We start from the raw sequence: 22,171 nt of genomic DNA on the forward strand, positions 1-22,171 counted from the left end.
GCCCAGTGAGCGGCACAGTGAGCGGGCCGGTGAGCGGGCTCGCCGACGTCGCCGCCGCCCGCCCGAGGGTGCGCCCGCTGCGCTGGCTGGCCGGAGCCGTCCTGCTCGTGCTCGCCGCCCAGCTCGGCTGGTTCCTGGTCAGCAACCCGCGCTTCGAGTGGCCGGTCGTCGCCGAGTACCTGCTCGACCCCAACATCCTGGCGGGGCTCGGCGTGTCGCTGCTGCTCACCGTCATCGCCATGACGCTGGGCGGCGGGCTGGGCGTGCTGCTCGCCGCCGGGCGGCTCAGCGGGTTCAAGCCGGTCGCGTGGGCGTGCGGCGGCTACGTGGCGTTCTTCCGCGGCATCCCGCCGCTGGTGCAGCTCATCTTCTGGTTCAACCTCGGCTACCTGCTGCCGCGCATCTCACTCGGCATCCCGTTCGGGCCGACGTTCGCCTCGTGGCCGACGAACACGGTGATCGGCTCGCTGACCGCCGCCCTCCTGGGGCTCACGCTGCACGAGGCGGCGTACATGGCCGAGATCGTCCGCGCCGGGATCCTGGCCGTGGACGGCGGCCAGCGCGACGCGGCCCGCGCGATGGGCTTCACCGCGCGGCAGAGCTTCGTCAAGGTCGTGCTCCTGCAGGCCATGCGCGTGATCATCCCGCCCACCGGCAGCCAGTTCATCAGCCTGCTCAAGGGCACCTCGCTGGTCAGCGTGATCGCGATGGCCGATCTGCTCTACTCCGTGCAGGTGATCTACAACCGGACTTACCAGATCGTGCCGCTGCTCATCGTCGCCTGCGCCTGGTACCTGGCGGTGGTCACCGTCCTGTCGCTCGGCCAGCGGCGCCTGGAGCGGCACTTCGGAAGGGGGCGGCGGTGAAGCCGGTCCTCAGCGTGCGGAACGTGCGCAAGCGCTTCGGCGACCACGTGGCGCTCGACGGGGTGAGCCTGGACGTGCACGAAGGCGAGGTCGTCACCGTGATCGGCCCGTCCGGGTCCGGCAAGTCGACCCTGGTGCGCTGCGTCCACCAGCTCGAGGCGATCGACGGCGGCGCCATGTACCTCGACGGCGAGCTGCTCGGCCACGAGTTCCACCGCGGCCACCTGCGCCCCCTGCCGGACCGGCGGGTGGCGGCCCAGCGCGGCCGCATGGGCATGGTCTTCCAGCAGTTCAACCTGTTCGCCCACTGGAGCGTGCTGCGCAACCTCACCGAGGCGCAGGTCGCCGTGCACGGCCGCACGACCGGCCGGGCCCGCGAGGAGGCGCTGCGCCTGCTGGAGCGGGTGGGGCTGGCCGGCAAGGCGGACGCCCATCCGGGGCAGCTCTCCGGCGGCCAGCAGCAGCGTGTCGCCATCGCCCGCGCCCTGGCCACCGGCCCCCGGATCATGCTGTTCGACGAGCCGACCAGCGCGCTGGACCCCGAGCTGGTGGACGAGGTGCTGAGCGTCGTCCGCGACCTGGCCGCCGGCGGCATGACCATGATCATCGTCACGCACGAGATGAGCTTCGCCCGCGAGGTCGCCGACCGCTGCGTCTTCATGGAGCACGGGCGCGTCGTCGAGACCGGCACGCCCGAGGAGATCTTCGACCGTCCCGGGTCGCCGCGCCTGCGCGCCTTCCTGTCGCGCTTCTCGCAGGAACGCGTACGAGAGGTCCCGGACGAACGGACGCTGCAGGAGGAGAACGCCCGATGACCGTCACCGTGATGTCCGTCGGCGACCTGGTCGTGGACGAGCCCGGCCCCGCGTCCTTCTTCGCCCCCGCCAGGGACGTCCTCGCGCGCGGCGACGTGGTGATCGGCCACGTCGAGGTGCCGCACAGCACCTCCACGGCCCAGGTCAGCACCGACGTGCCCGCCCCGCCCGCCGACCCCGCCGCCCTGGCCGCGATCGCCGAGGCCGGCTTCCACGTCGTGACCCTCGCGGGCAACCACGTCTACGACGCCGGCGACCAGGGCGTGGCCGACACCGTCAAGCACGCCGCCGAGGCCGGACTCGCCACCACCGGCGCGGGCCTCACCCTCGACGAGGCCCGCGGCCCCGCCCTGGTCGAGCGCGGCGGGCTGCGCGTCGGCGTGCTCAGCTACAACTGCGTCGGCCCGCGCGAGTCCTGGGCCACCACCCGCAAGCCCGGCTGCGCGTACATCAAGGTCCTCACCCACTACGAGCTCGACCACGCCAGCCCCGGCGGCCCGCCCACCGTCTACACCTTCGCCGACCCCGCCCACCTGGAACGCATGGCCGCCGACGTGGCCGCGCTGTCGGCCGAGGCGGACGTCGTGCTGGTGTCGCTGCACAAGGGCGTCGGCCACACCCCCGCCGCGCTGGCCATGTACGAGAAACCCGTCGCCCGCGCCGCGATCGACGCCGGCGCGCACGCCGTGTTCGCTCACCACGCGCACATCATGCGCGGCATCGAGATGTACCGGGGCCGCCCCATCTATCACGGCCTGGGAAACTTCGTCACCGTCACCCACGCCCTGACGCCCGCTGCCGGCGACGCGGGGGAGCGGGCCGACTGGGCGCGCCGCCGCAAGGAGCTGTACGGCTTCGCCCCCGACCCGGCCATGCCGTTCTACCCCTTCCACCCGGAGAGCAGGAACACCGCCATCGCCGTCTGCCGCTTCGACCGCGGCGGCCTCGTCTCGGCCGGGTTCGTGCCGTGCTGGATCGACGACGCCGGCCGTCCGCTGCCGCTCGGCGACTCGGAGCGGGGGCGGCGGGTGGCGGCGTACGTCGAGGACATCACGCGGCGCGCCGGCCTGGCGACCGGGTTCGCCTGGGAGGGCGGCGAGGTGGTGCTGCGTGGCTGAGGGGCCCCTGACGGGACGCACGGTGATCGACCTCACGACCGCGCTCGCCGGACCGTACGCCACCCTCCTGCTGGCCGGGCTCGGCGCCCGCGTCATCAAGGTGGAGAACCCGCTGACCGGCGGCGACAGCTCCCGCGGCAACTCGCCGTACGTCGGCGCGGACGGCCTCACCGCGGTCAGGCGCGAGCCGGACGACATGTCGGTGTCGATGCTGCTGCGCGGCCGCAACAAGCACGGCGTCACCCTCAACCTGAAACACCCGGCGGCGCGGGACGTGCTCGCCGGGCTGGTACGGGCGGCCGACGTCATGGTGGACAACTACAGCGCGGGCGTCACGGCCCGGCTCGGCATCGGCCACGACTGGGCGAGCGCGATCAACCCGCGCATCGTGTGCACCTCCATCAGCGGCTTCGGCGCGCAGGGCGGGCCGGGTTCGGGCAAGGCGATGGACACGATCGTGCAGGCGCTCAGCGGCGTGATGATGACCGCCGGCGCGCCGGGCGAGCCGCCCGTCCGCTTCGGGCTGCCCGTGGGCGACCTGCTCGCCCCGCTCTACGCGGTGATCGGCACGCTGGCCGCCGTCATCCAGGCCGACGCCACCGGGCGCGGGCAGCACGTGGACGTCTCCATGCTGGGCGCGCTCACCTCGCTGGTCGCCTGCGAGCCGTTCGACGCCTACGAACGGCTCGGCCTGCCCGCCCGCACCGGCGCCACCGTGCCCCGGCTGGCGCCGTTCGGCACGTTCCCGGCGGCGGACGGCTGGTTCGCGCTGTGCGGGCCGACCGACGCCTTCGCGCGCGGCCTGTTCGCCGCCATGGACCGGCCCGAGCTGGCCGCCGACCCGCGCTTCGCCACCCGCGACGCGCGCGTGGCGGGCGCGGGCGAGCTGCACGGGACGGTCGCGGCCTGGGCCGCCGACCGGCCCCTCGCCGAGGTCCTCGGCCTGCTCGCCCGGCACGGGGTGCCCGCCGCCGAGGTCCGCGACCCCGTCGCCGCCGTACGCGACCCGATCGTGCTCGAACGGGCGGAGGTGGTGCCCCTGGAGCACCCGCGTCACGGGGACGTGGCGGGGCTGGTGGGGACCGGCGTGCCGATCCGCTTCTCGGCCGCCGAGGCCGCGCTCGACGGGCCCGCGCCCGGGCTCGGGGAGCACAACGCCGAGATCTACGGCGGGCTGCTCGGCTACACCGACGACGAGCTGAAAGCGCTGGCCGAGGACGGGGTGATCTGACGTGGTCCCGGCCCTGGCGGCACTTCAGGCGGCCTACGCCCGACCGCGACGCCCCTCCGGACAGGGCGCCGCGCCCGGCTTGAGCGCTGCCGGTGCTCGTGGAGTCGCGTCCGTTGCGGGCGCTGCCGGTGGCGGTCCAGCGGGGGACCGCGAGCCCGGCGGGCCCGTGGCGGGCTACGTCGGCGCGGATGTGCCCGTCGAGTTGCTGACCGCCGCCGGGTTCCACGCCGTGCGGCTCACCGGCGATCCGGGCGGCGACTCCGCGCTCGGGGACCGGTACCTGGGCCGGGGCGTGGACCCGATGGCCCGGTCGATCCTCACCCGGCTGCTGACCGGGGCGTTCGGCGAGCTGGAGCGGGTCGTCGTCTCCCATGACTGCGAGGCGTCGCTGCGGCTCTTCTACGCTCTGCGGGAGCTGCGGCGGATCGAGCCGGGGGCGGGGGTGCCGGAGGCGTACCTGGTGGACGTCCTGCACCTGCCGCACCGCACCACCGCCCGCTACAACCGGCGCAGGATCGGCGAGTTCGCGGCCCGCCTGCGCGCGTGGACCGGCCGTCCTGTCGATCCTGCCGCCGCGATCGGGGCGCACGATGAGCGCCGCCGCCTGCTGGCCGCCGTCGCCGGGTTGCGGCGTGCCGTGCCCGCCCGGCTGACCGGCGCCGAGTTCCTGGCCGCGGCCAACGCCGCCCTTCCCCTCGCCGAGCACCTCGCCCGGCTGCGGGAGCTGCTGGCTCAATCCGACCGGCTGCCCGAGCGGCACGGGCGGCGGGTGTTCCTCAGCGGCTCCGACCACGACACCCCGGACGTGTACGAGGCGATCGAGGCGGACGGTCACGTGATCGTCGGCGAGGACCACTCGTTCGGCGACCTCCAGGCCGAGCGCCGCGTCGGCGCCGGTGGCCTGGACGCGCTCGCCGAGCACTATCACGAGCACGGCCCGACCGCCCACCGCGCGACCGCCGCGCAACGCGCCGCCCACGCGGCCATGGCCGTCCGCCGCTGCCGCGCCGAGCTGTTCGTCGCCTACGCCAGGACCGGCGACGACGCCCCGGCCTGGGACTTCGCGGCGCAACGGGCCGCGCTCGACATCCCGGCCGTGCTGCTGGACCGCCAGGAGTACGGCCGCGCCGACCTGGCCGCGCTGCGCAAGGAGGACGCGTGAAGAGGCTCGCGACGGCCACCGAGGCGAGCCGGTACCAGCGCGAGTGGTTCGCCGGCCTGCGTGCGCGGGTGGCGGCGGGAGAGCCGCTGGCCGTGGTCAACGCCGACGTGCCGCACGAGATCTTCCGCGTCATGGACATCCCGTACGTCGTCAGCCAGTGGTGGGCCTCGGTCGTCGCCGCCAAGCAGCGCTCCGGCCACTACCTGGAGCTGCTGCGGCGGCGCGGCCTGCCTGACAACTCCGAGCAGTACAACGCGCTCACCCTCGCCTCCGCCCTCGACCCGGAGGAGGGCCCGTGGGGCGGTCTGCCCAAGCCCGCCATCGTGGTCGGCGACGCCTCCGGCGACGTCACCCGCAAGATCTTCGACCTCTGGGGCGGCGAGCCCGGCGTCACCTTCTACCCCCTGGAGAGCGCGGCCGAGAACGAGGTGCCGGCCGACTGGTGGGAGCTGATGCCGCACCGCTGGGAGGAGGCCATCGGCCCGGCCCGGCTCGACCTGCTCACCGCCGAGCTGGAGAGCCTCGTCAGGTTCCTGGAGACCACCACCGGCAGGCGCTTCCGCGAGTCCCGTTTCCGCGAGGTGATGGCCCTGGCCAACGAGCAGGAGGAGTGGAACAGGCGGACCCGCGACCTCATCGCCCGCACGCGGCCCGCCCCGATCTCCGTCGCCGACGGCATCCCCGGCGTCATGCTGCCGCAGTGGCACCGCGGCACGGGATGGGCCCGCGACGCCGCCCGCCGCTTCCACGACGAGGTGCGCGAACGCGTGGCCGCCGGGCACGCGGCCTGCCCGGGCGAGCGCGCCCGGCTGATGTGGATCGGCCGCGGCCTCTGGTACGACATGGGCTTCTACCAGCGCTTCCAGGACGAGTACGGCGCCGTCTTCGTCTGGTCGATGTACCTGGCCATCGCCGCCGACGGCTACATCCGGCACGGCGACGACCCGATGCGCGCCCTGGCCGCTCGTTTCGCCGCCTTCACCGACCAGCTCTACACCCCGCCGTGGTCCAGCGAGTGGTACGTCAAGGAGGCCAGGCTGCACGGCGTCGACGGGGTGGTGCACCTGGTCTCCGACGACCCGCGCGGCAGCTACTTCACCGCGCGGGCGCTGGAGTCGGCGGGCTTCCCGGTCGTCGAGATCGAGGCCGACAACGTCGACGCCCGCACCTACGACGGCGACCGGGTGGCCGCTCGCATCGGCCGCTGGCTGGAGGACGTCGTCCTGCGCTGAGGTCCGCCCCGCACCGTCCGCGCCACCCGTGCGCGCAGCCACCCGTGCGCGCAGCCACCCGTGCGCGCAGCCACCCGTGCGCGCAGCCACCCGTGCGCGCAGCCACCCGCCCGCGCAGGCGCCCTACGCGGGCGGTCACCCTACGCGGGCAGTATGCGCAGCCGCTCAGGGGCCACGCCCACCCACACCTCCTCCGCCTCGCCCTCCGACCCGTCCGACCACAACCGGCACGCCACCCCCTCACTGTCGAGGTGATGCTCAAGGTGCGGCCCGGCGAACATCGAGATCCGCCGCCGGGCCCGCCACCGGTTCGCCACGTCCGGCTCGCCCCCGCTCATCCGGCCGTGCTCGGGCCGCCAGATCGCCACCCCCGCCGCGCCGGTCCGCAGCCCCGGCCCCGCCACCCCGGTCAGCGCCCCGTACGGGGTGCGCAGCACGGCCCGCTCGCCCGAGACCTCCGCCACCTCGCCGGGGATCTCGTTGGCGATGCCGACGAAGGACGCCACGTACCGGCTGGCGGGCCGGTCGTAGATCTCGCGCGGCGGCCCGAGCTGCTCGACCCGCCCGTCCCGCATGACGGCGATGCGGGAGGCCAGCTCCATCGCCTCGGTCTGGTCGTGGGTGACGTACACGGCGGCGAAGCCGAGCCTGCGCTGCATGGCCAGCAGCTCCACGCGCAGCCGCTCGCGCACCTTGGCGTCCACGTTGGACAGCGGCTCGTCGAACAGGATCAGCCCGTCCCCGGCCACCAGCGCCCGCGCCAGGGCCACCCGCTGCTGCTGGCCGCCGCTCATCTCGCCGGGGTGCTGCCGGGCCAGCTCGGGGATGCCCACCAGCTCCAGCGCCTGTCCGACGCGGGCGGCGACCTCGTCCCTGGCCGGACGGCCGCCGCGCCGGCTGAGCAGCGGGTAGGCCACGTTGTCGAAGGCGGACAGGTGCGGCCACAGCGCGTACGACTGGAACATCATGCTCAGCCCCCGCCGCTCCGGCGGGACGTCCAGCCCGCGCGCCGCGTCGAAGACGGCCCGGCCACCGATCTCCACCAGCCCCGCGTCCGGCCGTTCCAGGCCGGCTACGGAGCGCAGCAGCGTCGTCTTGCCGCAGCCGCTCGGCCCCAGCAGCACGAGGATCTCGGCCGCGGCCACCTCCAGGGACACGCCGTCCACGGCCGCCGCGAGGGTGCGGTCGGCCCGCCGGAAGTGCTTGCGGACCCCGTCGAGCCGGACGACGGACGTCGTGGTGGCCCGCCGGGCCATGGTGGTCTCCTGCATCGAAGTCCTCAGAGCCGGGTTCGGGAAAGGGGAGAGGCGCCGCGCCGCCGCGCGTACCAGGTGACGGGGAGCACGACCAGCGAGGTGGTCAGCGTCAGCAGGATCGAGATCGCGCCGAGCATGGCGTAGTCGCCGTTGGCGAACACCTCCAGGATGCGGAAGCCCACCACCTCGTTGCCGGTGCCGGCCAGGATCGCCGAGGCGCTGATGTCACCGGCGATGGTGACGAACAGCAGCGCCCACCCGGCCAGCAGCCCCGGCGCCATCAGCGGCAGGGTGATCCGGCGGAAGGTGCGTGCCTGCCCGGCGCCGCTGATCCTGGAGGCGTCGGTGAGCTCGGGCGCGACCTGGCCGGCCGCCGCGTCCGAGGCGGTGGTGGCCTGCGGCATGTGCAGCGACACGTACGCGAGCACGAGGATCCACAGCGTGCCGCCCAGATGAAACGGCGCCCCGCTGAACGCCAGCACGAACCCGACCGCGATGACCAGGTGCGACAGCGTGGGCGGGAACTTGATCGCGGCGTCCACCAGCATCCCCGTGGCCCGTCCCGACCGTCTGACCAGCACCGACACCACCGCCGCCGCCAGCACCCCGATGGTCGCGCACACCGCTCCCAGCAGCAGGCTGTTGAGCAGCGCCTCCTGGGTGGCGGTGTCGGTGAGCGTGCGCGTGACCGCGTCCAGGTTGAGCCGCGCCCAGTCGACGGTGCCGCTCCAGAAGCCGGTCAGCGACACCAGCACCAGGGCGCCGAGCGGCAGCGCCGACGTCAGCGCGAGGTACGCCACGATCAGCCCCCGCACCGGCCCGCGCCACCGGCCCAGCCGCAGCGGGCGGGCCCGGGCGCCCCTGCCGCCCAGGCCCGCGCTGCGGGAGCCGCGCAGCAGCCGGGTCTGGGCGTACCAGACGAGGGTGATGACCAGCATGACGACGAGGTTCAGGCTCACCGCCACGCCGGTCTCAGGCGGGTAGGTGAACGACAGCAGCTGCACCACCCGCACCGACAGGATGTCCAGATCGGCCTGCGGGGCCAGGATCGCCGGGATGGAGAACAGCCCGAACCCGGTCCACACCATGAGCAGCCCGGCCGCGCCCAGGCTCGGCCGCACGGCGGGCAGCGAGATCCGGCGCAGGGTGCGCAGCGGGCCCGCGCCGCTCACCCGCGACTGCTCCTCCATGGCGGCGTCGGTGTTCCGCAGGCCCGCCGAGACGATCATGAAGACGTACGGGACCTGGTAGATGGTGTAGACGAAGATCAGGCCGTACCAGGAGTGGATGTCGATCGGGCCCTCGGTCCCGCCGGCGCCGAGCCGCAGGAGCTGGTTGAGGTAGCCGGAGCGTTCCGAGCCGAGCAGCGACCAGCCGATCGCGCCCGCGATCGGCGGCAGCAGGAACGGCACCAGCGGCACGACGTCGGTGAGCAGCCCCATGCGGGCGTCGGTGCGCTCGTTCGCCCAGGCCAGGGCCGAGCCGATCACCATCGCCGCCAGCCCGCTGCCGCCCACCACCACCGCGGTGTGCCAGAGCAGGGTGCCCAGCCCGGCCTGGGCGAGCGTGTCGCGGATCGGCGTCAGGTCGAGCCGGCCGTCGGTGACGAACGGCCGGACCACCACCAGGGCGAGCGGGTAGACCGCCAGCGCGCCGAGCGCGAGCGCCAGCAGCGTCCCGGCGACCTGGAAAGGGGTGAAGCGCCTGATCACGTGAGGCCCAGCAGGGTGGTGATGCGCTCGGCGGGGGTGCCCGACAGCTCCCTGTTGAAGGTGTAGCGGGCGGGCAGGGTGGCCGGGTCGAGCGGCGAGCCGGAGCCCGGGACCGCGTTGAGCTTCCGGTTGCCCTCGGCGCTCATCAGGTAGTGCACGAACAACCGCGCCGCGTGGGGATGGGCCGCCTTGGCGGCCAGCCCCGGCACGATCTCCGGCCCGGTCGAGGCGGGCGGCTGCACGAACCCGACGGGCGCGCCCTTGCCCTTGAGGTCGTCGGCGATGGACTGCACGCCCGGCATGACGATGGCCGCCTCGCCCGCCGCGAGCTGCTGCGTCGCCGGCGCGGCTCCGGGGGCCACCACGGGCTGCTGCGCCTTGAGCCTGGTCAGGTACTCCTCGCCGTACTCCTTGACGATGAGGTTCCAGAACGGGGTGTACGCGGCCGACGTCCGCGGATCCACCAGGATGATCCTGCCCTTCCACCTCGGGTCGAGGAGGTCCTGCCAGTCCTTGATCGCGTCGCCGCCCTGCTGGGTGTTCACCGCGATGCCGGTCGGCTGGATCTGGATCACCGCGGTCCCGGCGTCGGGCAGCAGGTACTTCTCGGGCAGGCCGCCGGGATAGCCGGGGATGCCCGCCTCGGCGAGCTTGACCGTCCAGCCCTTGCCCAGCGCCTCGGGCACGAACGGCGTGTAGGAGCCCACGAACAGGTCGGCGGCAGGCTTGCCGCTCTCGGCCTCGGCGGCGAAGCGCTGGGCCAGGTCGCTGGAGGTCAGCCGGATGAACTTGACCTTGATGCCGTACCTGGCGGTGAAGTCGTCGGAGACGGCCTTGGCGATGTTCTCCGCCGGGACGCTGTACCAGACCAGCTCGCCCTCCTTCTGCGCCGCCTCGATGAGCGTGCGCAGGGCGGGAGAGGCGTCGGCGGGGACGGACGCGCCGCCGCCCGTGCCGGAGGAGCCGCAGCCGGCGGCCAGGAGCAGGACGGCGCAGGCGATGGCGGCGGGGTGAAGCCGAAATTTCATGATGTCTCCGGTAATCAGGAGGGTCGCGCCCGGAGGATTCCCATATATGTAACACAAGCTTCATCGACCGTAAATGATATGCCGTTCGAAATGTGCGCAACCCCTGGCCGGGCCGGTCATCCGACGGCCACTCCGAGGAGGGCTGGTGGCCGTTCTCATGTGGCGGCTTCTTTGACGGAGGTCACCACAGTGTCATCCGTACGACTCAGGTCCACATCGGCGGCGGCCCAGGGTCTACAACCCGCACCCCGTCACGCTCGACCTGGCTCCGATGACACGCACCCCACCGCACCGGTGAACTGGACCCATGATCCAGTTCGACAAGGACGTGCGGCCCCGGCTCGCCGTCGCCCTCGCGGGCCTCGCGCTGCTCGCGGCCGCGTGCGCGGGCGTGGACACCGCGGGGGTGACGTCCGGCGCCGTGGTGCCCCTCGACCGGGCCACGCTCGCCGACGCCGCCGCGAAGCGGGTGGTCGGCATCGGCGAGGCCACGCACGGCAACAAGGAGTTCGTCCAGGCCCGCACGCTGATCATCCAGCGGCTGGTACGGGAGCACGGCTTCCGCACGGTCGCCCTGGAGGCGGACTTCGGCGGCACGGCCGTCGCCGACGACTACGTGGTCAAGGGCCAGGGCACCGCGGAGCAGGCCGCCACCGCGCTCGGCTTCGACATCTACCGCACCCGCGAGACGGCGGCCCTGCTGCGCTGGATCCACGACCACAACGCGAGCGCCGCCGACGCCGACAAGGTCCGCCTCTACGGCTTCGACATGCAGCGCTACGACCGCAACAAGGAGCGGCTGCTGCGCTATCTCGCCACCGTCGAGCCCGCCCAGGCCCAGCAGGCCGGACAGGCGCTGGCCGGCCTCACCGACGCCACCAGGTCCACACGGGACGAGGCCGAGGTCGAGGCGGGCGCCGCCGCCGCCGAACGCATCGCCGCCCGCCTGCGCGACCACGAGGACGCCTACGTCAGGCGCAGCTCCCCCGAGGCGTTCGCCGTCGCGCTGCGCCACGCCGAGACGATCGGCAGGGGCGCGCGGCTGCAACTGTCCGGGGCCGGCTACGCGAGCAAGCGGGACGCCTGGATGGCCGAGGCCGTCGAGTGGATCGCCGGGCGCGACGGCAGGAAGCTCGTCGTGGCCGGTCACAACGGCCATCTCGACAAGACCGGGGCCGCGTTCTCCTTCGAGTCGATGGGACGGCGCCTGGCCAGGACGTACGGGGACGACTACTTCGCCATCGGCACCGAGTTCGGCACCAGCACCTTCCTCAGCCGCGACGACTCCTCCGGCGAGCGCGCCCGCTTCACCGTGAGCCACGACACGCCGCTGGCCGGGCTGTTCGGCGCCGAGCCGCTGGGCTACGTGAACCTCGCCCAGGCGTCGGCCACGCCCGCCAACCGCCGGCTGCTCGGCTCGGAGCTGCGCATGGGCAGCGCCGGCGACGGTTTCCGGTCCCTGTTCAGCGCTCTGAGCTGGACGTACACGGTGGCCATGGTGCCCGCGAAGGCGTACGACGCGCTGGTGTACGTGCCGCGGGCCACCCCGGTCACTCCTCTGTAGCGGCCCGCTTCTCGTGCCGGGCCACGATCGTGTCGACCTGCACGCTGAGCCTGGCCCCCAGGGGCCAGCCGACGTAGTGGGTCAGGAAGATGGCGATCTCGCGCAGCTCGCCGGCGGTGAGCTCGGAGTTGCTCAGCGCCGCGGGGAGCTGGATGTCGAGCACGTCGTTCATGCCCCTGGCGGCCAGGACGCCGATCAGGAGGAGCCGCCGGTCGCGCATCGACAGCCCGGGCCGGGACCAGATCTCGGCGAACAGGTGGTCCACGGTGATCCCGAAGAAGTCGCCGGGGCCGTCGTGCACCTCCCACCCGTAGACCCGGCCCATCATCTCCAGCCCGCGCCGCCGCCTGTCGTCGGTCATGAGGGCTCCTCCAGGCCGAGGTCGGCGGCCAGCCGCCGGTGGGCGAGCCGGGCGAGCGGGGTGTCGACGCCGAGCTCGCCGGCCAGGTCGAGGGCGAGCGACAGGTCCTTGTCGCCGAGCGCGAGCACGTGCGCCATGATCTCGCGCAGCGGGTCGCCGGGAGGCAGGGGCGCCGTGGTGCCGCGCAGCATGAGGGCGCCGGGGCCGCCGGTGACGGCGTCGGAGTGGCGGACGATCCGGCCGAGGTCGCCCAGCGGGATCCCCGCCGCCTCGGCCAGGCGCTGCGCCTCGGCCGCCGCGGCGAAGGAGACGAAGTGCAGCAGGTTGCGGGCGAGCTTGGCGCGGGTGCCCGCGCCGACGGGGCCCATGTGCAGGACGAGCCCGGCCCACGCGGCGAACGCCTCCTTCACCCGCGCGAACGCCGCCTCGCTCGCCCCGACCATGACCGCGAGTGTGCCCGCCGCGGCGCCCATGAAGCCGCCGCTGACGGGGGCGTCGACGATCTCCACCCCGTACGGCCGCGCGGCCTCGGCCAGCTTGACCGCGGTGCCGGCGTGGATCGTGGAGTGCACGGCGATGACCGTGCCGGCCGCGCACGCCGGGATGAGCGCACCGGCGACCTCGTTGACCTGCGCGTCGTCGCGGACCATGAGCGAGACGATCTCGGCGCGGGCCACGTCGGCCAGGCCGGCGGCGGGCAGCGCGCCCCGCTCGACCAGGGGCGCCATCGCCTCGGCCCGGACGTCGTAGACGATCAGGCCGGGCCCGGCCAGGCGTCCCGCCATGGGGGCGCCGATCTGACCGAGCCCGACGAAGCCGTACATCATGCGCGGAACACCTCGCCCCCGTCCACGTTGAAGATCTGCCCCGTGACCCACGACGCCTCGTCCGACAGCAGGAACAGGCACATCCCGACGAGGTCGTCCGGCGTGCCGAGCCGCTTGAGCGCGAGCTTGTCGCGCACGATCCTGGCGGACATGCCCGCGGGCACGACCGCCCGGTGGGCGGCGGTGTCGATCGGGCCCGGCGCGATGGCGTTGACGCGGATGCCCAGCGAGCCGAGCTCGTGCGCGAGCTGCTGGGTGAGGCTGTTCACCCCGGCCTTGGCCAGGCCGTAGTAGCCGGAGTACTGCCAGGCGGCGGTGGAGGACTGGTTGACGATCGCGCCGCCGCCCCGCTCGGCCATGCGGGCGTGGCAGGCGCGGGCGCACAGCAGCGCGCCGTCCAGGTTCACCGACATGAACCTGCGGTAGTAGTCCCAGTCGACGGTGAACAGGAAGTCCAGCTTCATGGTGCCGAAGACGGCGGCGTTGTTGACCAGGTAGTCGATCCCGCCGAACGCCGCCACGGCCGCGGACGCCATGGCCTCGGTGGCCGCGGGATCGGCCACGTCGGTCCTGACGAACAGGCCGTCGATGTCGCCGGCGACCTTCGCGCCCTGCTCGTCCACGTCCGCCACGACGACGCTCGCGCCCTCGGTGGCCAGCGCCCGCGCGTACGCCTCTCCGATGCCCTGGGCGGCGCCCGTGACGACCGCCACCTTTCCGGCGAAGCGCCTCATCCCGCTCCCTCCGCGATCGACTTGGTCTCCAGGTACTCCTCGAAGCCCGCGACGCCCATCTCGCGGCCGGTCCCCGACTGCTTGTAGCCGCCGAACGGCACGTCGGGGCCGTACCAGATGCCGCCGTTGACGCTGACCGTGCCGGTGCGCAGCCGCCGCGCGAGCGCGCGCGCCCGCTCCGGGTCGCCGGAGTGCACGGCGCCGGACAGGCCGTAGGGCGAGTCGTTGGCGATCCGCACGGCGTCGTCGTCGCCGTCGTGGGGGAGCACCACCAGCACCGGGCCGAAGATCTCCTCGCGGGCCGCCCTGGCCTGGTTCGTCAGGCCGGTGATCAGGGTGGGCTCGATCCAGAAGCCCCGTTCCCGGTCGGGCCGGCGCCCGCCGGTGGCGAACGAGCCGCCCTCGGCGACCGCGAGCTTCAGGTACGCCTCGACGCGGTCGCGCTGGCGCGCGGAGATGACCGGGCCGCAGACGGTGCGCTCGTCGGACGGGTCTCCGGCGCCGATGCGCGCCATCGTCCTGGCGGTGATCTCCACGGCCTCGTCGTGGCGGGCGCGGGGGACCAGCAGGCGGGTGGTGAGCGCGCAGCCCTGCCCGGCGTGGGAGATCGCGGCGAAGGCGGCGTACCCGCACGCCCTGACGAGGTCGGCGTCGTCCAGCACGACGCACGCCGACTTGCCGCCCAGCTCCAGGAACACCCGCTTGAGCGTCTCGGCGGCGCCGCGCATCACCGCGCGGCCCGTCGCCGTCGAGCCGGTGAAGGAGACCAGGTCCACGCGCGGATCGGCGGCCAGCCGCGCGCCGAGGGCGTGGTCGCGGCCGGTGACGACGTTCACGACGCCCGGCGGGAGGTCGGTCTCCTCGGCGGCCAGCCGGCCGAGCGCCGCCGCACACCAGGGGGTGTCGGGGGCGGGTTTGAGCACCACCGTGTTGCCCGCCGCCAGCGCGGGGCCCAGCTTGGCCAGGTTGATCTGGTGCGGGAAGTTCCACGGGGTGATCGCGGCGACCACGCCCACCGGCTCGCGCAGGACGTACCGGTCGCTGGCGATCCCCATCGGCTCGGCCCGGCCCAGGTCGCGCGTCCAGGCGTAGGTCTCGGCGAGGTCGGCGACCCAGCCCAGATCGGCCACGGGCGCGTCGAGCTGCGCGCCGTACGTCAGGAACCGGGGCGCGCCGGCCTCCCTGATGGTGAGCGCGCGCAGCTCGTCGCCGTGCCGTACCAGGGCCTGGCGGAGCTGGCGCAGGCAGTGGACGCGCAGCGCGAGGTCGGCCGCCCAGCCGGAGTCGTCGAACGCGCGGCGGGCGGCGGCGATCGCGGCGTCGAGCAGGCCGGGCGTGGCGTCGGCGGCCGGCCCGATGACCTCCTCGGTGGCCGGATCGATCGTCTCGAAGTGCCGATCGCCCGTGACCAGCCTGCCGTCGACCAGGAGGGGAGAGCCCTGCTCCGCCCAGCCGTCGAGCAAGCGACCGGTTGTTATGGACACGTGTCCAGACTACAGTTCACGTGTCACCGTGCAAGGGGCGACCGAGGAGGGCCAGTGTCCCGTGACGACTACTCCGGCGCGTTCGACCCCGGCTTCCGCTTCGAGGACCTGTCGAAGGCGGCGCTGGTGCGCCTGGTCAGGGAGTACGCGCTCATCGTCCACCTGCTCGACCGCTCCTCGCTGATCGCGGTCGGGATGAGGTACGGCCAGGAGGCCGTGGAGGAGATCGCCGTCCAGGAGTGGCGCGGCGCCAGCCCCGTCTACACCCGGCGCATCCGCGAGATCATGCGGATCGAGGGCGACGGGGTCTCGGCCATCTTCAAGTGCCTGCAGCTCGACCCCGGCTTCGCCCAGCACTACATGGACGTCGAGTACGAGCTGATCGACGAGTCGCACGGCTTCTTCCAGCTCCGCACCTGCGGGGCGCTGCTCGACGTGGAGCCGTTCGGCGAGCGGGCGGTGCGCGGCATGTGCCACCACATCGAGGACGGCACGTTCGACTGGACGGCCCAGGCGGTCAACCCCAGGGCGCGCATCCGCCCGGTGCACCGCCCGCCGCGCGTCCCGGGCGGCAGGGTGCCGCACTGCCGCTGGGAGGTCGTCATCGACGACGACACCGAGCCGGTCGGCGAGGCCCCGATCACCGGGATGACCCGAGCCACCACCGCGGCCCGCTTCCGCTTCCCGCCGATGCGCGACGGCACGCCGCACGTCCCGGGCGATGAGTTCCGGCCGCGGGAGCGGTCTCACCCTTGACCCGAGGGGAAGGAACGGCATCCATGGACCTGCACAGCGTGGTGTGCGTGCGCGACCTGGCGATCTCGCAGAAGTGGTACGAGGTGTTCTTCGGGCGGCCGGCGGACGAGATCATCGGCGAGGAGCTCCTGTGGCAGGTCGGTGAGAACGCGTGGGTCGTCCTCGACGACCGGGACGTGCGGGCCGGCCGGGTGGGCGGCACCATGATCACGTTCGGCGTCACCGACCTCGACGACATCCTGGCCCGCCTGGCCGCGCACGGCATCGGGCACGAGCCCGTCGAGACGTACGGCAACGGCGTGCGCCACGTGGAGATCATCGACCCCGACGGCAACAGCCTCTCGCTCGCCCAGGCCCCCACCGGATGAGGGCTCGCGGACGGCCGCGGCGGGCTACCATCGACGGATGGCCGTCCCTGAGCTGATCCGCATCGCCACCCGCTCGTCACCCATGGCGCTCGCCCAGGTGGAGCGGGTCCGCCACGAGCTCGCCGCGCTGCACCCCGAGGTCCGGACGGAGGTCGTGCCGGTCACCACGTCGGGCGACCGGTGGCAGGGCGCGCTGTCGGCGCTCGGCGGCAAGGGCGCGTTCACCAAGGAGGTGGACGCGCTCCTGCTGGCGGGGCAGGCCGACCTGGCGGTCCACTGCGTCAAGGACGTCCCGGCCGACCGGCCGCTGCCCGCCGGCACGACCTGGGCGGCCTTCCTCAAGCGCGACGACCTGCGCGACGCCCTCGTCCACCCGGGCGGCGCCACCCTGGACGAGCTGCCGCCGGGCACCCGCATCGGCACCTCGTCGGTGCGGCGGATCGCCCAGCTCGCCTCCACCCACCCGCACCTGCGCTGCGTCCCGATGCGCGGCAACGCCAACCGCCGGCTGGAGAAGCTCGACGCCGGCGAGGCCGACGCGCTGCTGCTGGCCGTGTCGGGCCTGGAACGCATCGGCATGCGCGACCGCGTCTCCGAAGCGCTGTCGCTGGAGACCATGTGCCCGCCGATCGGCGCGGGCGTGCTCGCCCTGCAGTGCCGCCAGGACGACGAGCAGACCATCGAGGCCGTGGCCGGCCTGGGCGACCCCGACACCTGGCGCGAGGTGACGGCCGAGCGCATGCTGCTGCACGTCCTGCAGGGGCACTGCAACAGCCCGATCGCCGGGTACGGCCGCGCCGAACGCGACGGCCGCCTGTCGCTGCGCGCCCGCGTCTTCAGCCCCGACGGCAAGACCGTCCTGGACGCCCACGAGTGGGCCGGCCCCCTCGACCCCGCCACGCTGGGCACCTCGGTCGCCGTCGCGCTGCTCCGCCAGGGCGCCCGCCAGCTCATCGACGCCATCCCGCACTAGCCGTCACCACAGCGGCACGGGAGTCTGCGCCCTCGGGTAGTAGCCGGCGACGGGGGCGCCGGAGGAGGCGCGGTCCAGGCGGCGGCGCATGCCGTCCGACAGGACCCCGGCCTTCATCATCTCGACGAACACCGCGGTCACGTTGCCCAGGTCGAACCAGTCGCGCTGCCAGCTCCACCGGAAGCCGCCGCCGTACCTGAACCAGCTCCCGCCGATCCCCGGCACCTCGTACGGGCTGCCGTCCGGGCGGCGGGCGTCGGCGAGCTGCTTCCAGAAGCCGACCACCTGCCCCTGGCGCTCGTCGATGAGGATGCTCTGGTACGGGTACGACCAGCCGTCCAGGCCGCCCATCTCCGAGCCCAGGGCGAGCTCGCGGATCTCGTCCCTGCCGACCGCCATGAAGTCCTGGCCGGGGCCGATGTTCCAGCCGTAGGTGGCGTCCTCGGTGTAGAGGTCCGCCAGCGGGCGCCAGTCGCCCCGCTCCTCGCACCGGCGGTTGGCCTCCAGCCAGCGCTGGACCATCTCCTCCAGCTCGTCACGTGCGAACATGATCAGCCTCCCAGCTTCAGCGCCCGGGTCGGGCAGTAACGGACGGCGGCCTCCACCTGGGCGCGCATCGACTCCTCCGGCTCCTCCACGAGGACGCGGACCTTGCCCCTGCGCGGGACCTCGAAGACGTCCGGCGCCTCCAGCTCGCACATCGCGTGCCCCTGGCAGAGGTCCAGGTCGGCCTCCAGCTTCACGATCTGCGCCTGCGGTAGCGGACCCGGCACGGCCGGGCGAGCTGGACGACCATCTTGGAGTGGTCGTCGCGGTAGGAGTCCGGCGGCTGGGCCGGCTCGAACTCCCAGTCCCGCAGCAGCACCGAGAAGATCGCCTTGAGCTGGATCATCGCGAAGTTCGCGCCCACGCAGCGGTGCCGGCCCGCACCGAACGGCACCCAGGTCCACCGGTTGAGCAGGTCCTCCTCGCGCGGCTTGGCGTAGCGGGACGGGTCGAAGGCGCCGGGCCGCGGGAAGTCCTCCGGGATCCGGTTGGAGACCGCCAGACTGCAGCCGACCAGGGTGCGCGGCGGGATGCGGAAGCCGAGCACCTGCTGCTCCGTCATGGCCACCCGCAGCAGCAGGATCAGCGGCGGGTGCAGGCGCAGCGCCTCCTTGATCGCCGACTCCAGCAGCGGGATCTCGCGCAGCGCCTGGAAGCTGATCTCGGAGCCGTCGGCGTACAGCTCGTCCAGCTCCGCCACCACCCCGTCCAGCACGGCGGGGTGGCGCAGCAGCTCGATCAGGGTCCAGGCGGCCGTGCCCGAGCTGGTGTGGTGCCCGGCGAACATCATCGAGATGAACATGCCGGTGATCTGGTCCGCGGAGAAGCGAGGCGTGCCGTCGTCCGCCCGGATCGACATGAGCACGTCGAGCAGGTCCCGCTCCTCCCGGGGCGGGCGGGGCGCGGCGGCCCGGCCGTCCATGATGCCCTCCACCAGCGCCACGAGCCGCACCCTGGCGGCGTCGCGGCGGCGGAAGCTCTCGATGTCGGCGTACGGGTCGACGTAGGCGATCGCGTCGGTGCCCCGCTCCAGGTCGTGGTAGAGCTCGGCGAAGCGGTGGTCGAGCTGTTCGCGGAACCGCTTGCCGATCAGGCACGCCGAGGAGGTGTAGATGGTGAGCTCGGCGAACCAGTCGAGCAGGTCGAGCTCCCCCTCCTCGCCCCACCCCGCGACCATCCGCTCCACCTCGGCGGCGATCGTGGCCGCGTGCCCCCTGAGGAACGAGCCCTTCAGCGCCTGGTTGTGCAGGGCCTCCCGGCGCTGCTCCGGGGTGGCGTCGAAGACCACGCCGGTCCCGAAGATCGGCGTCATGAACGGGTACGCCTCCGCCTGGTCGAGCTCCTCGTCCGGGGCGCGGAAGAAGAACTCGTTCGCCTCGGCCCCCGACAGCAGCACGACCGGCCGCCCGGCCAGCAGGAACCGCCCCACGTCGCCGCACTCCGCGCGCACCCGGCGCATCAGCCCGATGGGGTCGGCGCGCAGCTCCTCCAGGTGGTCGGGGCCGCCGGAGACCAGGGCGGGCTCCCTCATGACCCGACCGCCCGTTCCGGCTGGACCTCCACCAGCGTGAGGTGCACGCCGCGCGGCGCGGTCGCGACCGTCACGATCACCGCGGCGACCTGCTCCGGCTGCAGGAAGTGCGGATGCCGCGCCAGCCCCCAGTGCACCCATTCCGCCAGCACCGTGGTGGTCGTCTCGGCGTCCCACGTCATGCCCATCCCCGTCAGCGTCGGGCCCGGCCTGACCAGCGACGTCCGCACGCCGCTGCCCTCCAGCTCCATCCGCATGGCGCGGGCCATGCCCTCGAGACCGTGCTTGGCCGCCACGTACGCGCCCATCCGGGGCCGGGGCGAGGGCACCACGTCGGAGGAGACGAGGACGACGTCGCCGCGCGCCCTGGCCACCATGCCGGGCACCACCTGCGCGACCACCCGGTGCGCGCCCACCAGGTGCACCTGGAGCTGGGCGGCGAAGGCCTCGGGGTCGAGCTCGTGGACGCGCGAGGCGGCCAGGTCCCCGGCGCCGGAGACGACGATCTCGGGGTCGCCGTGCGCGTCGGTGGCCGCCGCGACGAAGGCCTTGACCGAGTCGGAGTCGGAGACGTCCAGCGGGAGGGCGACCGCCTGCCCGCCGCGCTCGCGGATGGTGGCGGCGACCTGCTCGCAGCGGTCCACGCGGCGGGCGCCCAGGGCCACGGGATGGCCGGCGGCGGCGAGCAGGGTGGCGGTGGCCGCGCCGATCCCGGACGAGGCCCCGGTGACGAGTGCGGGGCGGCGTCCGGGGTGGGGGGCGAATCGGGGCATGGAGGCGGACCTCCTATCGGGGGGTGACGGTCATGGGTAAGGCGGCGAAGCCTCTGACGTTGACGGAGTGCACGCGTACGGCCTTGTCCTCGTCCACGTCGTAGGCCCGGACCAGGCGGACGAACTCGGTCAGGGCCAGCCGCGCCTCCAGGCGGGCGAGGCCGGCCCCGAGGCAGAAGTGCCGGCCGCCGCCGAAACTGATCAGCGGCGCGGTGTCGCGGTCGAGGTCGTAGCGGTCGGGCTCGGCGAACACGCGCTCGTCGCGGTTGGCCGACCCGACCAGCAGCAGCATGCGCGCCCCCGCGGGGACGAGCGTGCCGTGCAGCTCGGTGTCACGGGTGAGCGTGCGGGCGATCTGCTGGCTGGAGGTGTCGTAACGCAGCGTCTCCTCCACCCACGCCGGCACCCGGCCGGGATCGGCCAGCGGCTTGGCGAGCTGCTCCGGATGGCGCCGGCCCCAGTACAGGGCGTTGGCCAGCAGCTTGGTGGTGGTCTCGTTGCCGGCCACGACCATGAGGAACAGGAAGGCGACGATCTCCTCGCCGGTCATGCGGTCGCGGCCCTCCCCGGCGGCGAGCAGCGCGGAGGTCAGGTCGGCGCCCGGCCTGCGGCGCCGCTCGGCGACCAGGTCCTGGTAGTAGCCGGCCAGCACGAGCGCCGCCTCCATGCCGGCCGGCGGGACGTCGTTCAGCCCCTCCTCGCGGTGCACGACGAGGTCCGCGAGCCGCCGCACCTCCTCGCGGTCGGCCTCCGGCACGCCCATCAGCTCGGAGACGACGTCCATCGGCAGCCTGCCCGCGAAGTCCGCGATCGCGTCGAACCCGCCCGCGGCCACGGCCGGCTCCAGGTGCCGGCGGGTCAGCCGCAGGATGTCGCCCTCCAGCTCCCGCACCCGGCGCGGCGTGAAGCCCTTCGAGACCAGCGCCCGCATCCTGGTGTGCGAGGGCGGGTCCATGGCCAGGAACGACATGGTCCGGTGCGCGGCCGGGCCCCACGCGCTCGGGTCGAGGGAGACGCCGTTGGCGCTGGAGTAGCGCTCGTGGTCGCGGAAGGCGGCCGACACGTCGGCGTGCCGGGAGATCGCCCAGAAGTCGAGCTCGTCGTTGCGGTAGAGCGGCGCGCTGTCGCGCAGCCGCCGGTAGGCGGGGTACGGGTCCTCGTGGATCGCGTAGTCGTACGGGTCGTAGGACGGACTGCCCCGCACGGCGACACCCCCTCAGAAGAGCAGCCCGGCCACCTCGGCGAGCCGGTCGGCCATCTCGGCGTAAGAGCTGTAACCCATGCCCGCGTGCACGAGCGCGCCCGCGTACGCGAACTCCAGCGCGTTGAGCACGCGCGCCTGCTCCGGCGACGGGCGTTCGGCGCCGGGGTCGAGCGCCGCCAGCAGGCGGCGGTGGATGGTCCTGCCGATGCGCAGGCGCAGCTCCCGCACGTCCGGGTCGGTGCCGAGCAGCGCGGTCGTGCAGGCGGCGGCCAGCTCCGGCTCGTCGGAGACCAGCAGCGCGATCTCGCGCAGCACCGCGATCACCCGCTCGCGCGGCGCCTGCGGCGCCTGCGGGATGGGCGGCAGCGCGCGCAGCCGCCGCCAGAACACCTCGGTGATCAGGTGGTTCTTGGAGGTGAAGTACGTGTACGCGGTGGCGGGCGCGACCCCCGCGCGGCGTGCCACGTTGCGCACGGTGAACCCGTCGAACCCGGTCGCCCGGACCTCCTCGACGGCCGCGTCGGTGAGCCGGCGCACCGTGTCGGCCTGCCGCCCGGACAACCGGCGGCGGGTCGGCTCCGTCATCGCTTCGCCGGACATGTGTCCAGACGCTAGTTCAGGTGGGTGTCC

General features: G+C 73.7%; 23 protein-coding genes. 10 read left to right on the forward strand and 13 right to left on the reverse strand.

Annotation, left to right across the window (positions count from 1 at the left end):
- Positions 1–5: 5 nt before the first annotated feature.
- The 6 genes from HD597_RS13815 (at position 6) to HD597_RS13840 (ending at position 6,424) form a co-directional block, all read left to right on the forward strand.
- Positions 6–866, forward strand: coding sequence for an amino acid ABC transporter permease (locus HD597_RS13815; RefSeq protein ID WP_253742432.1), 861 nt, complete (start codon positions 6–8; stop codon positions 864–866).
- Positions 863–1,681: an amino acid ABC transporter ATP-binding protein gene (locus HD597_RS13820; protein ID WP_253742433.1), complete on the forward strand. Its 819-nt coding sequence runs from the start codon at positions 863–865 to the stop codon at positions 1,679–1,681. Before HD597_RS13815 ends, HD597_RS13820 begins: the two co-directional genes overlap by 4 nt.
- Entirely contained in the window at positions 1,678–2,799 is a 1,122-nt protein-coding gene (locus tag HD597_RS13825; protein WP_253742434.1) for a CapA family protein, read from the forward strand. Before HD597_RS13820 ends, HD597_RS13825 begins: the two co-directional genes overlap by 4 nt.
- On the forward strand, positions 2,792–4,030 hold the full coding sequence (locus HD597_RS13830; RefSeq protein ID WP_253742435.1) for a CaiB/BaiF CoA transferase family protein: 1,239 nt from the start codon (positions 2,792–2,794) through the stop codon (positions 4,028–4,030). Before HD597_RS13825 ends, HD597_RS13830 begins: the two co-directional genes overlap by 8 nt.
- 166 nt (positions 4,031–4,196) lie before the next feature.
- Positions 4,197–5,192, forward strand: coding sequence for a 2-hydroxyacyl-CoA dehydratase family protein (locus HD597_RS13835; RefSeq protein WP_253742436.1), 996 nt, complete (start codon positions 4,197–4,199; stop codon positions 5,190–5,192).
- Entirely contained in the window at positions 5,189–6,424 is a 1,236-nt protein-coding gene (locus HD597_RS13840; protein WP_253742437.1) for a 2-hydroxyacyl-CoA dehydratase family protein, read from the forward strand. Before HD597_RS13835 ends, HD597_RS13840 begins: the two co-directional genes overlap by 4 nt.
- 140 nt (positions 6,425–6,564) lie before the next feature.
- Here HD597_RS13840 and HD597_RS13845 read toward each other — a convergent pair whose 3' ends face one another.
- The 3 genes from HD597_RS13845 to HD597_RS13855 are packed head-to-tail and all read right to left on the reverse strand — an operon-like array spanning position 6,565 to position 10,420.
- On the reverse strand, positions 6,565–7,695 hold the full coding sequence (locus HD597_RS13845) for an ABC transporter ATP-binding protein (protein WP_253742438.1): 1,131 nt from the start codon (positions 7,693–7,695) through the stop codon (positions 6,565–6,567).
- An 8-nt stretch (positions 7,696–7,703) separates the two neighbouring features.
- Complete coding sequence (locus tag HD597_RS13850; RefSeq protein ID WP_253742439.1) at positions 7,704–9,392, reverse strand: ABC transporter permease; 1,689 nt, start codon at positions 9,390–9,392, stop codon at positions 7,704–7,706.
- Complete coding sequence (locus HD597_RS13855; RefSeq protein ID WP_253742440.1) at positions 9,389–10,420, reverse strand: extracellular solute-binding protein; 1,032 nt, start codon at positions 10,418–10,420, stop codon at positions 9,389–9,391. Before HD597_RS13855 ends, HD597_RS13850 begins: the two co-directional genes overlap by 4 nt.
- Positions 10,421–10,727: 307 nt before the next feature.
- On the opposite strand from HD597_RS13855, the gene HD597_RS13860 reads away from it, so the two are divergent.
- A complete protein-coding gene (locus HD597_RS13860) occupies positions 10,728–11,984 on the forward strand; it encodes an erythromycin esterase family protein (protein ID WP_253742441.1) in 1,257 nt (418 codons plus the stop codon).
- On the opposite strand, the gene HD597_RS13865 is transcribed toward HD597_RS13860, so the two are convergent.
- Genes HD597_RS13865 through HD597_RS13880 form a run of 4 tightly spaced genes read right to left on the reverse strand, consistent with a single transcriptional unit; the run spans position 11,971 to position 15,390 of the window.
- Positions 11,971–12,345: a carboxymuconolactone decarboxylase family protein gene (locus tag HD597_RS13865; protein ID WP_253742442.1), complete on the reverse strand. Its 375-nt coding sequence runs from the start codon at positions 12,343–12,345 to the stop codon at positions 11,971–11,973. The genes HD597_RS13860 and HD597_RS13865 overlap by 14 nt on opposite strands.
- A complete protein-coding gene (locus tag HD597_RS13870) occupies positions 12,342–13,172 on the reverse strand; it encodes an NAD(P)-dependent oxidoreductase (protein ID WP_253742443.1) in 831 nt (276 codons plus the stop codon). The genes HD597_RS13865 and HD597_RS13870 overlap by 4 nt, the downstream gene beginning before the upstream one ends.
- On the reverse strand, positions 13,169–13,906 hold the full coding sequence (locus HD597_RS13875; protein ID WP_253742444.1) for an SDR family oxidoreductase: 738 nt from the start codon (positions 13,904–13,906) through the stop codon (positions 13,169–13,171). The genes HD597_RS13870 and HD597_RS13875 overlap by 4 nt, the downstream gene beginning before the upstream one ends.
- Entirely contained in the window at positions 13,903–15,390 is a 1,488-nt protein-coding gene (locus HD597_RS13880) for an aldehyde dehydrogenase (protein ID WP_253742445.1), read from the reverse strand. The genes HD597_RS13875 and HD597_RS13880 overlap by 4 nt, the downstream gene beginning before the upstream one ends.
- 54 nt (positions 15,391–15,444) lie before the next feature.
- On the opposite strand from HD597_RS13880, the gene HD597_RS13885 reads away from it, so the two are divergent.
- From HD597_RS13885 to hemC, 3 genes are read left to right on the forward strand one after another with little or no spacing between them, the layout of a single operon-like run.
- Entirely contained in the window at positions 15,445–16,146 is a 702-nt protein-coding gene (locus tag HD597_RS13885; protein ID WP_253742446.1) for a hypothetical protein, read from the forward strand.
- Positions 16,147–16,169: 23 nt separating this feature from the next.
- Complete coding sequence (locus tag HD597_RS13890; RefSeq protein ID WP_253742447.1) at positions 16,170–16,514, forward strand: VOC family protein; 345 nt, start codon at positions 16,170–16,172, stop codon at positions 16,512–16,514.
- A 37-nt stretch (positions 16,515–16,551) separates the two neighbouring features.
- Positions 16,552–17,487: a hydroxymethylbilane synthase gene (hemC, locus tag HD597_RS13895; protein ID WP_253742448.1), complete on the forward strand. Its 936-nt coding sequence runs from the start codon at positions 16,552–16,554 to the stop codon at positions 17,485–17,487.
- Positions 17,488–17,490: 3 nt separating this feature from the next.
- Here the strand turns inward: hemC and HD597_RS13900 are convergent, their stop codons facing one another.
- The 6 genes from HD597_RS13900 to HD597_RS13925 are packed head-to-tail and all read right to left on the reverse strand — an operon-like array spanning position 17,491 to position 22,141.
- The gene (locus HD597_RS13900) at positions 17,491–18,036 is read right to left on the reverse strand and encodes a Cif family virulence factor (protein WP_253742449.1); all 546 of its coding nucleotides are present in this window, start codon (positions 18,034–18,036) and stop codon (positions 17,491–17,493) included.
- Positions 18,037–18,038: 2 nt separating this feature from the next.
- A complete protein-coding gene (locus HD597_RS13905) occupies positions 18,039–18,230 on the reverse strand; it encodes a ferredoxin (RefSeq protein WP_253742450.1) in 192 nt (63 codons plus the stop codon).
- Positions 18,227–19,564, reverse strand: a complete 1,338-nt coding sequence (cyp51, locus tag HD597_RS13910; RefSeq protein WP_253742451.1) for a lanosterol 14-alpha demethylase — start codon at positions 19,562–19,564, stop codon at positions 18,227–18,229. The genes HD597_RS13905 and cyp51 overlap by 4 nt, the downstream gene beginning before the upstream one ends.
- Positions 19,561–20,337, reverse strand: coding sequence for an SDR family oxidoreductase (locus tag HD597_RS13915; protein ID WP_253742452.1), 777 nt, complete (start codon positions 20,335–20,337; stop codon positions 19,561–19,563). Before HD597_RS13915 ends, cyp51 begins: the two co-directional genes overlap by 4 nt.
- Before the next feature lie 13 nt (positions 20,338–20,350).
- A complete protein-coding gene (locus tag HD597_RS13920) occupies positions 20,351–21,541 on the reverse strand; it encodes a cytochrome P450 (RefSeq protein WP_253742453.1) in 1,191 nt (396 codons plus the stop codon).
- Positions 21,542–21,553: 12 nt separating this feature from the next.
- Positions 21,554–22,141 (reverse strand): TetR/AcrR family transcriptional regulator, encoded by a 588-nt coding sequence (locus HD597_RS13925; RefSeq protein WP_253742454.1) that lies wholly within the window; start codon positions 22,139–22,141, stop codon positions 21,554–21,556.
- Between the last annotated feature and the right edge of the window lie 30 nt (positions 22,142–22,171).

Origin of the sequence: Nonomuraea thailandensis (genome assembly GCF_024172165.1) — a bacterium.
GTDB classification, from domain to species: domain Bacteria; phylum Actinomycetota; class Actinomycetes; order Streptosporangiales; family Streptosporangiaceae; genus Nonomuraea; species Nonomuraea thailandensis.

Bases quoted from the DNA above. Each gene is read 5' to 3' on its own strand.
- HD597_RS13860 (WP_253742441.1), top strand. From the start codon at position 10,728: ATGATCCAGTTCGACAAGGACGTGCGGCCCCGGCTCGCCGTCGCCCTC.
- HD597_RS13870 (WP_253742443.1), bottom strand. From the start codon at position 13,172: ATGATGTACGGCTTCGTCGGGCTCGGTCAGATCGGCGCCCCCATGGCG.
- HD597_RS13875 (WP_253742444.1), bottom strand. From the start codon at position 13,906: ATGAGGCGCTTCGCCGGAAAGGTGGCGGTCGTCACGGGCGCCGCCCAG.
- HD597_RS13845 (WP_253742438.1), bottom strand. From the start codon at position 7,695: ATGCAGGAGACCACCATGGCCCGGCGGGCCACCACGACGTCCGTCGTC.
- HD597_RS13925 (WP_253742454.1), bottom strand. From the start codon at position 22,141: ATGTCCGGCGAAGCGATGACGGAGCCGACCCGCCGCCGGTTGTCCGGG.
- cyp51 (WP_253742451.1), bottom strand. From the start codon at position 19,564: ATGAGGGAGCCCGCCCTGGTCTCCGGCGGCCCCGACCACCTGGAGGAG.
- HD597_RS13890 (WP_253742447.1), top strand. From the start codon at position 16,170: ATGGACCTGCACAGCGTGGTGTGCGTGCGCGACCTGGCGATCTCGCAG.
- HD597_RS13900 (WP_253742449.1), bottom strand. From the start codon at position 18,036: ATGTTCGCACGTGACGAGCTGGAGGAGATGGTCCAGCGCTGGCTGGAG.
- hemC (WP_253742448.1), top strand. From the start codon at position 16,552: ATGGCCGTCCCTGAGCTGATCCGCATCGCCACCCGCTCGTCACCCATG.
- HD597_RS13865 (WP_253742442.1), bottom strand. From the start codon at position 12,345: ATGACCGACGACAGGCGGCGGCGCGGGCTGGAGATGATGGGCCGGGTC.
- HD597_RS13915 (WP_253742452.1), bottom strand. From the start codon at position 20,337: ATGCCCCGATTCGCCCCCCACCCCGGACGCCGCCCCGCACTCGTCACC.
- HD597_RS13825 (WP_253742434.1), top strand. From the start codon at position 1,678: ATGACCGTCACCGTGATGTCCGTCGGCGACCTGGTCGTGGACGAGCCC.
- HD597_RS13855 (WP_253742440.1), bottom strand. From the start codon at position 10,420: ATGAAATTTCGGCTTCACCCCGCCGCCATCGCCTGCGCCGTCCTGCTC.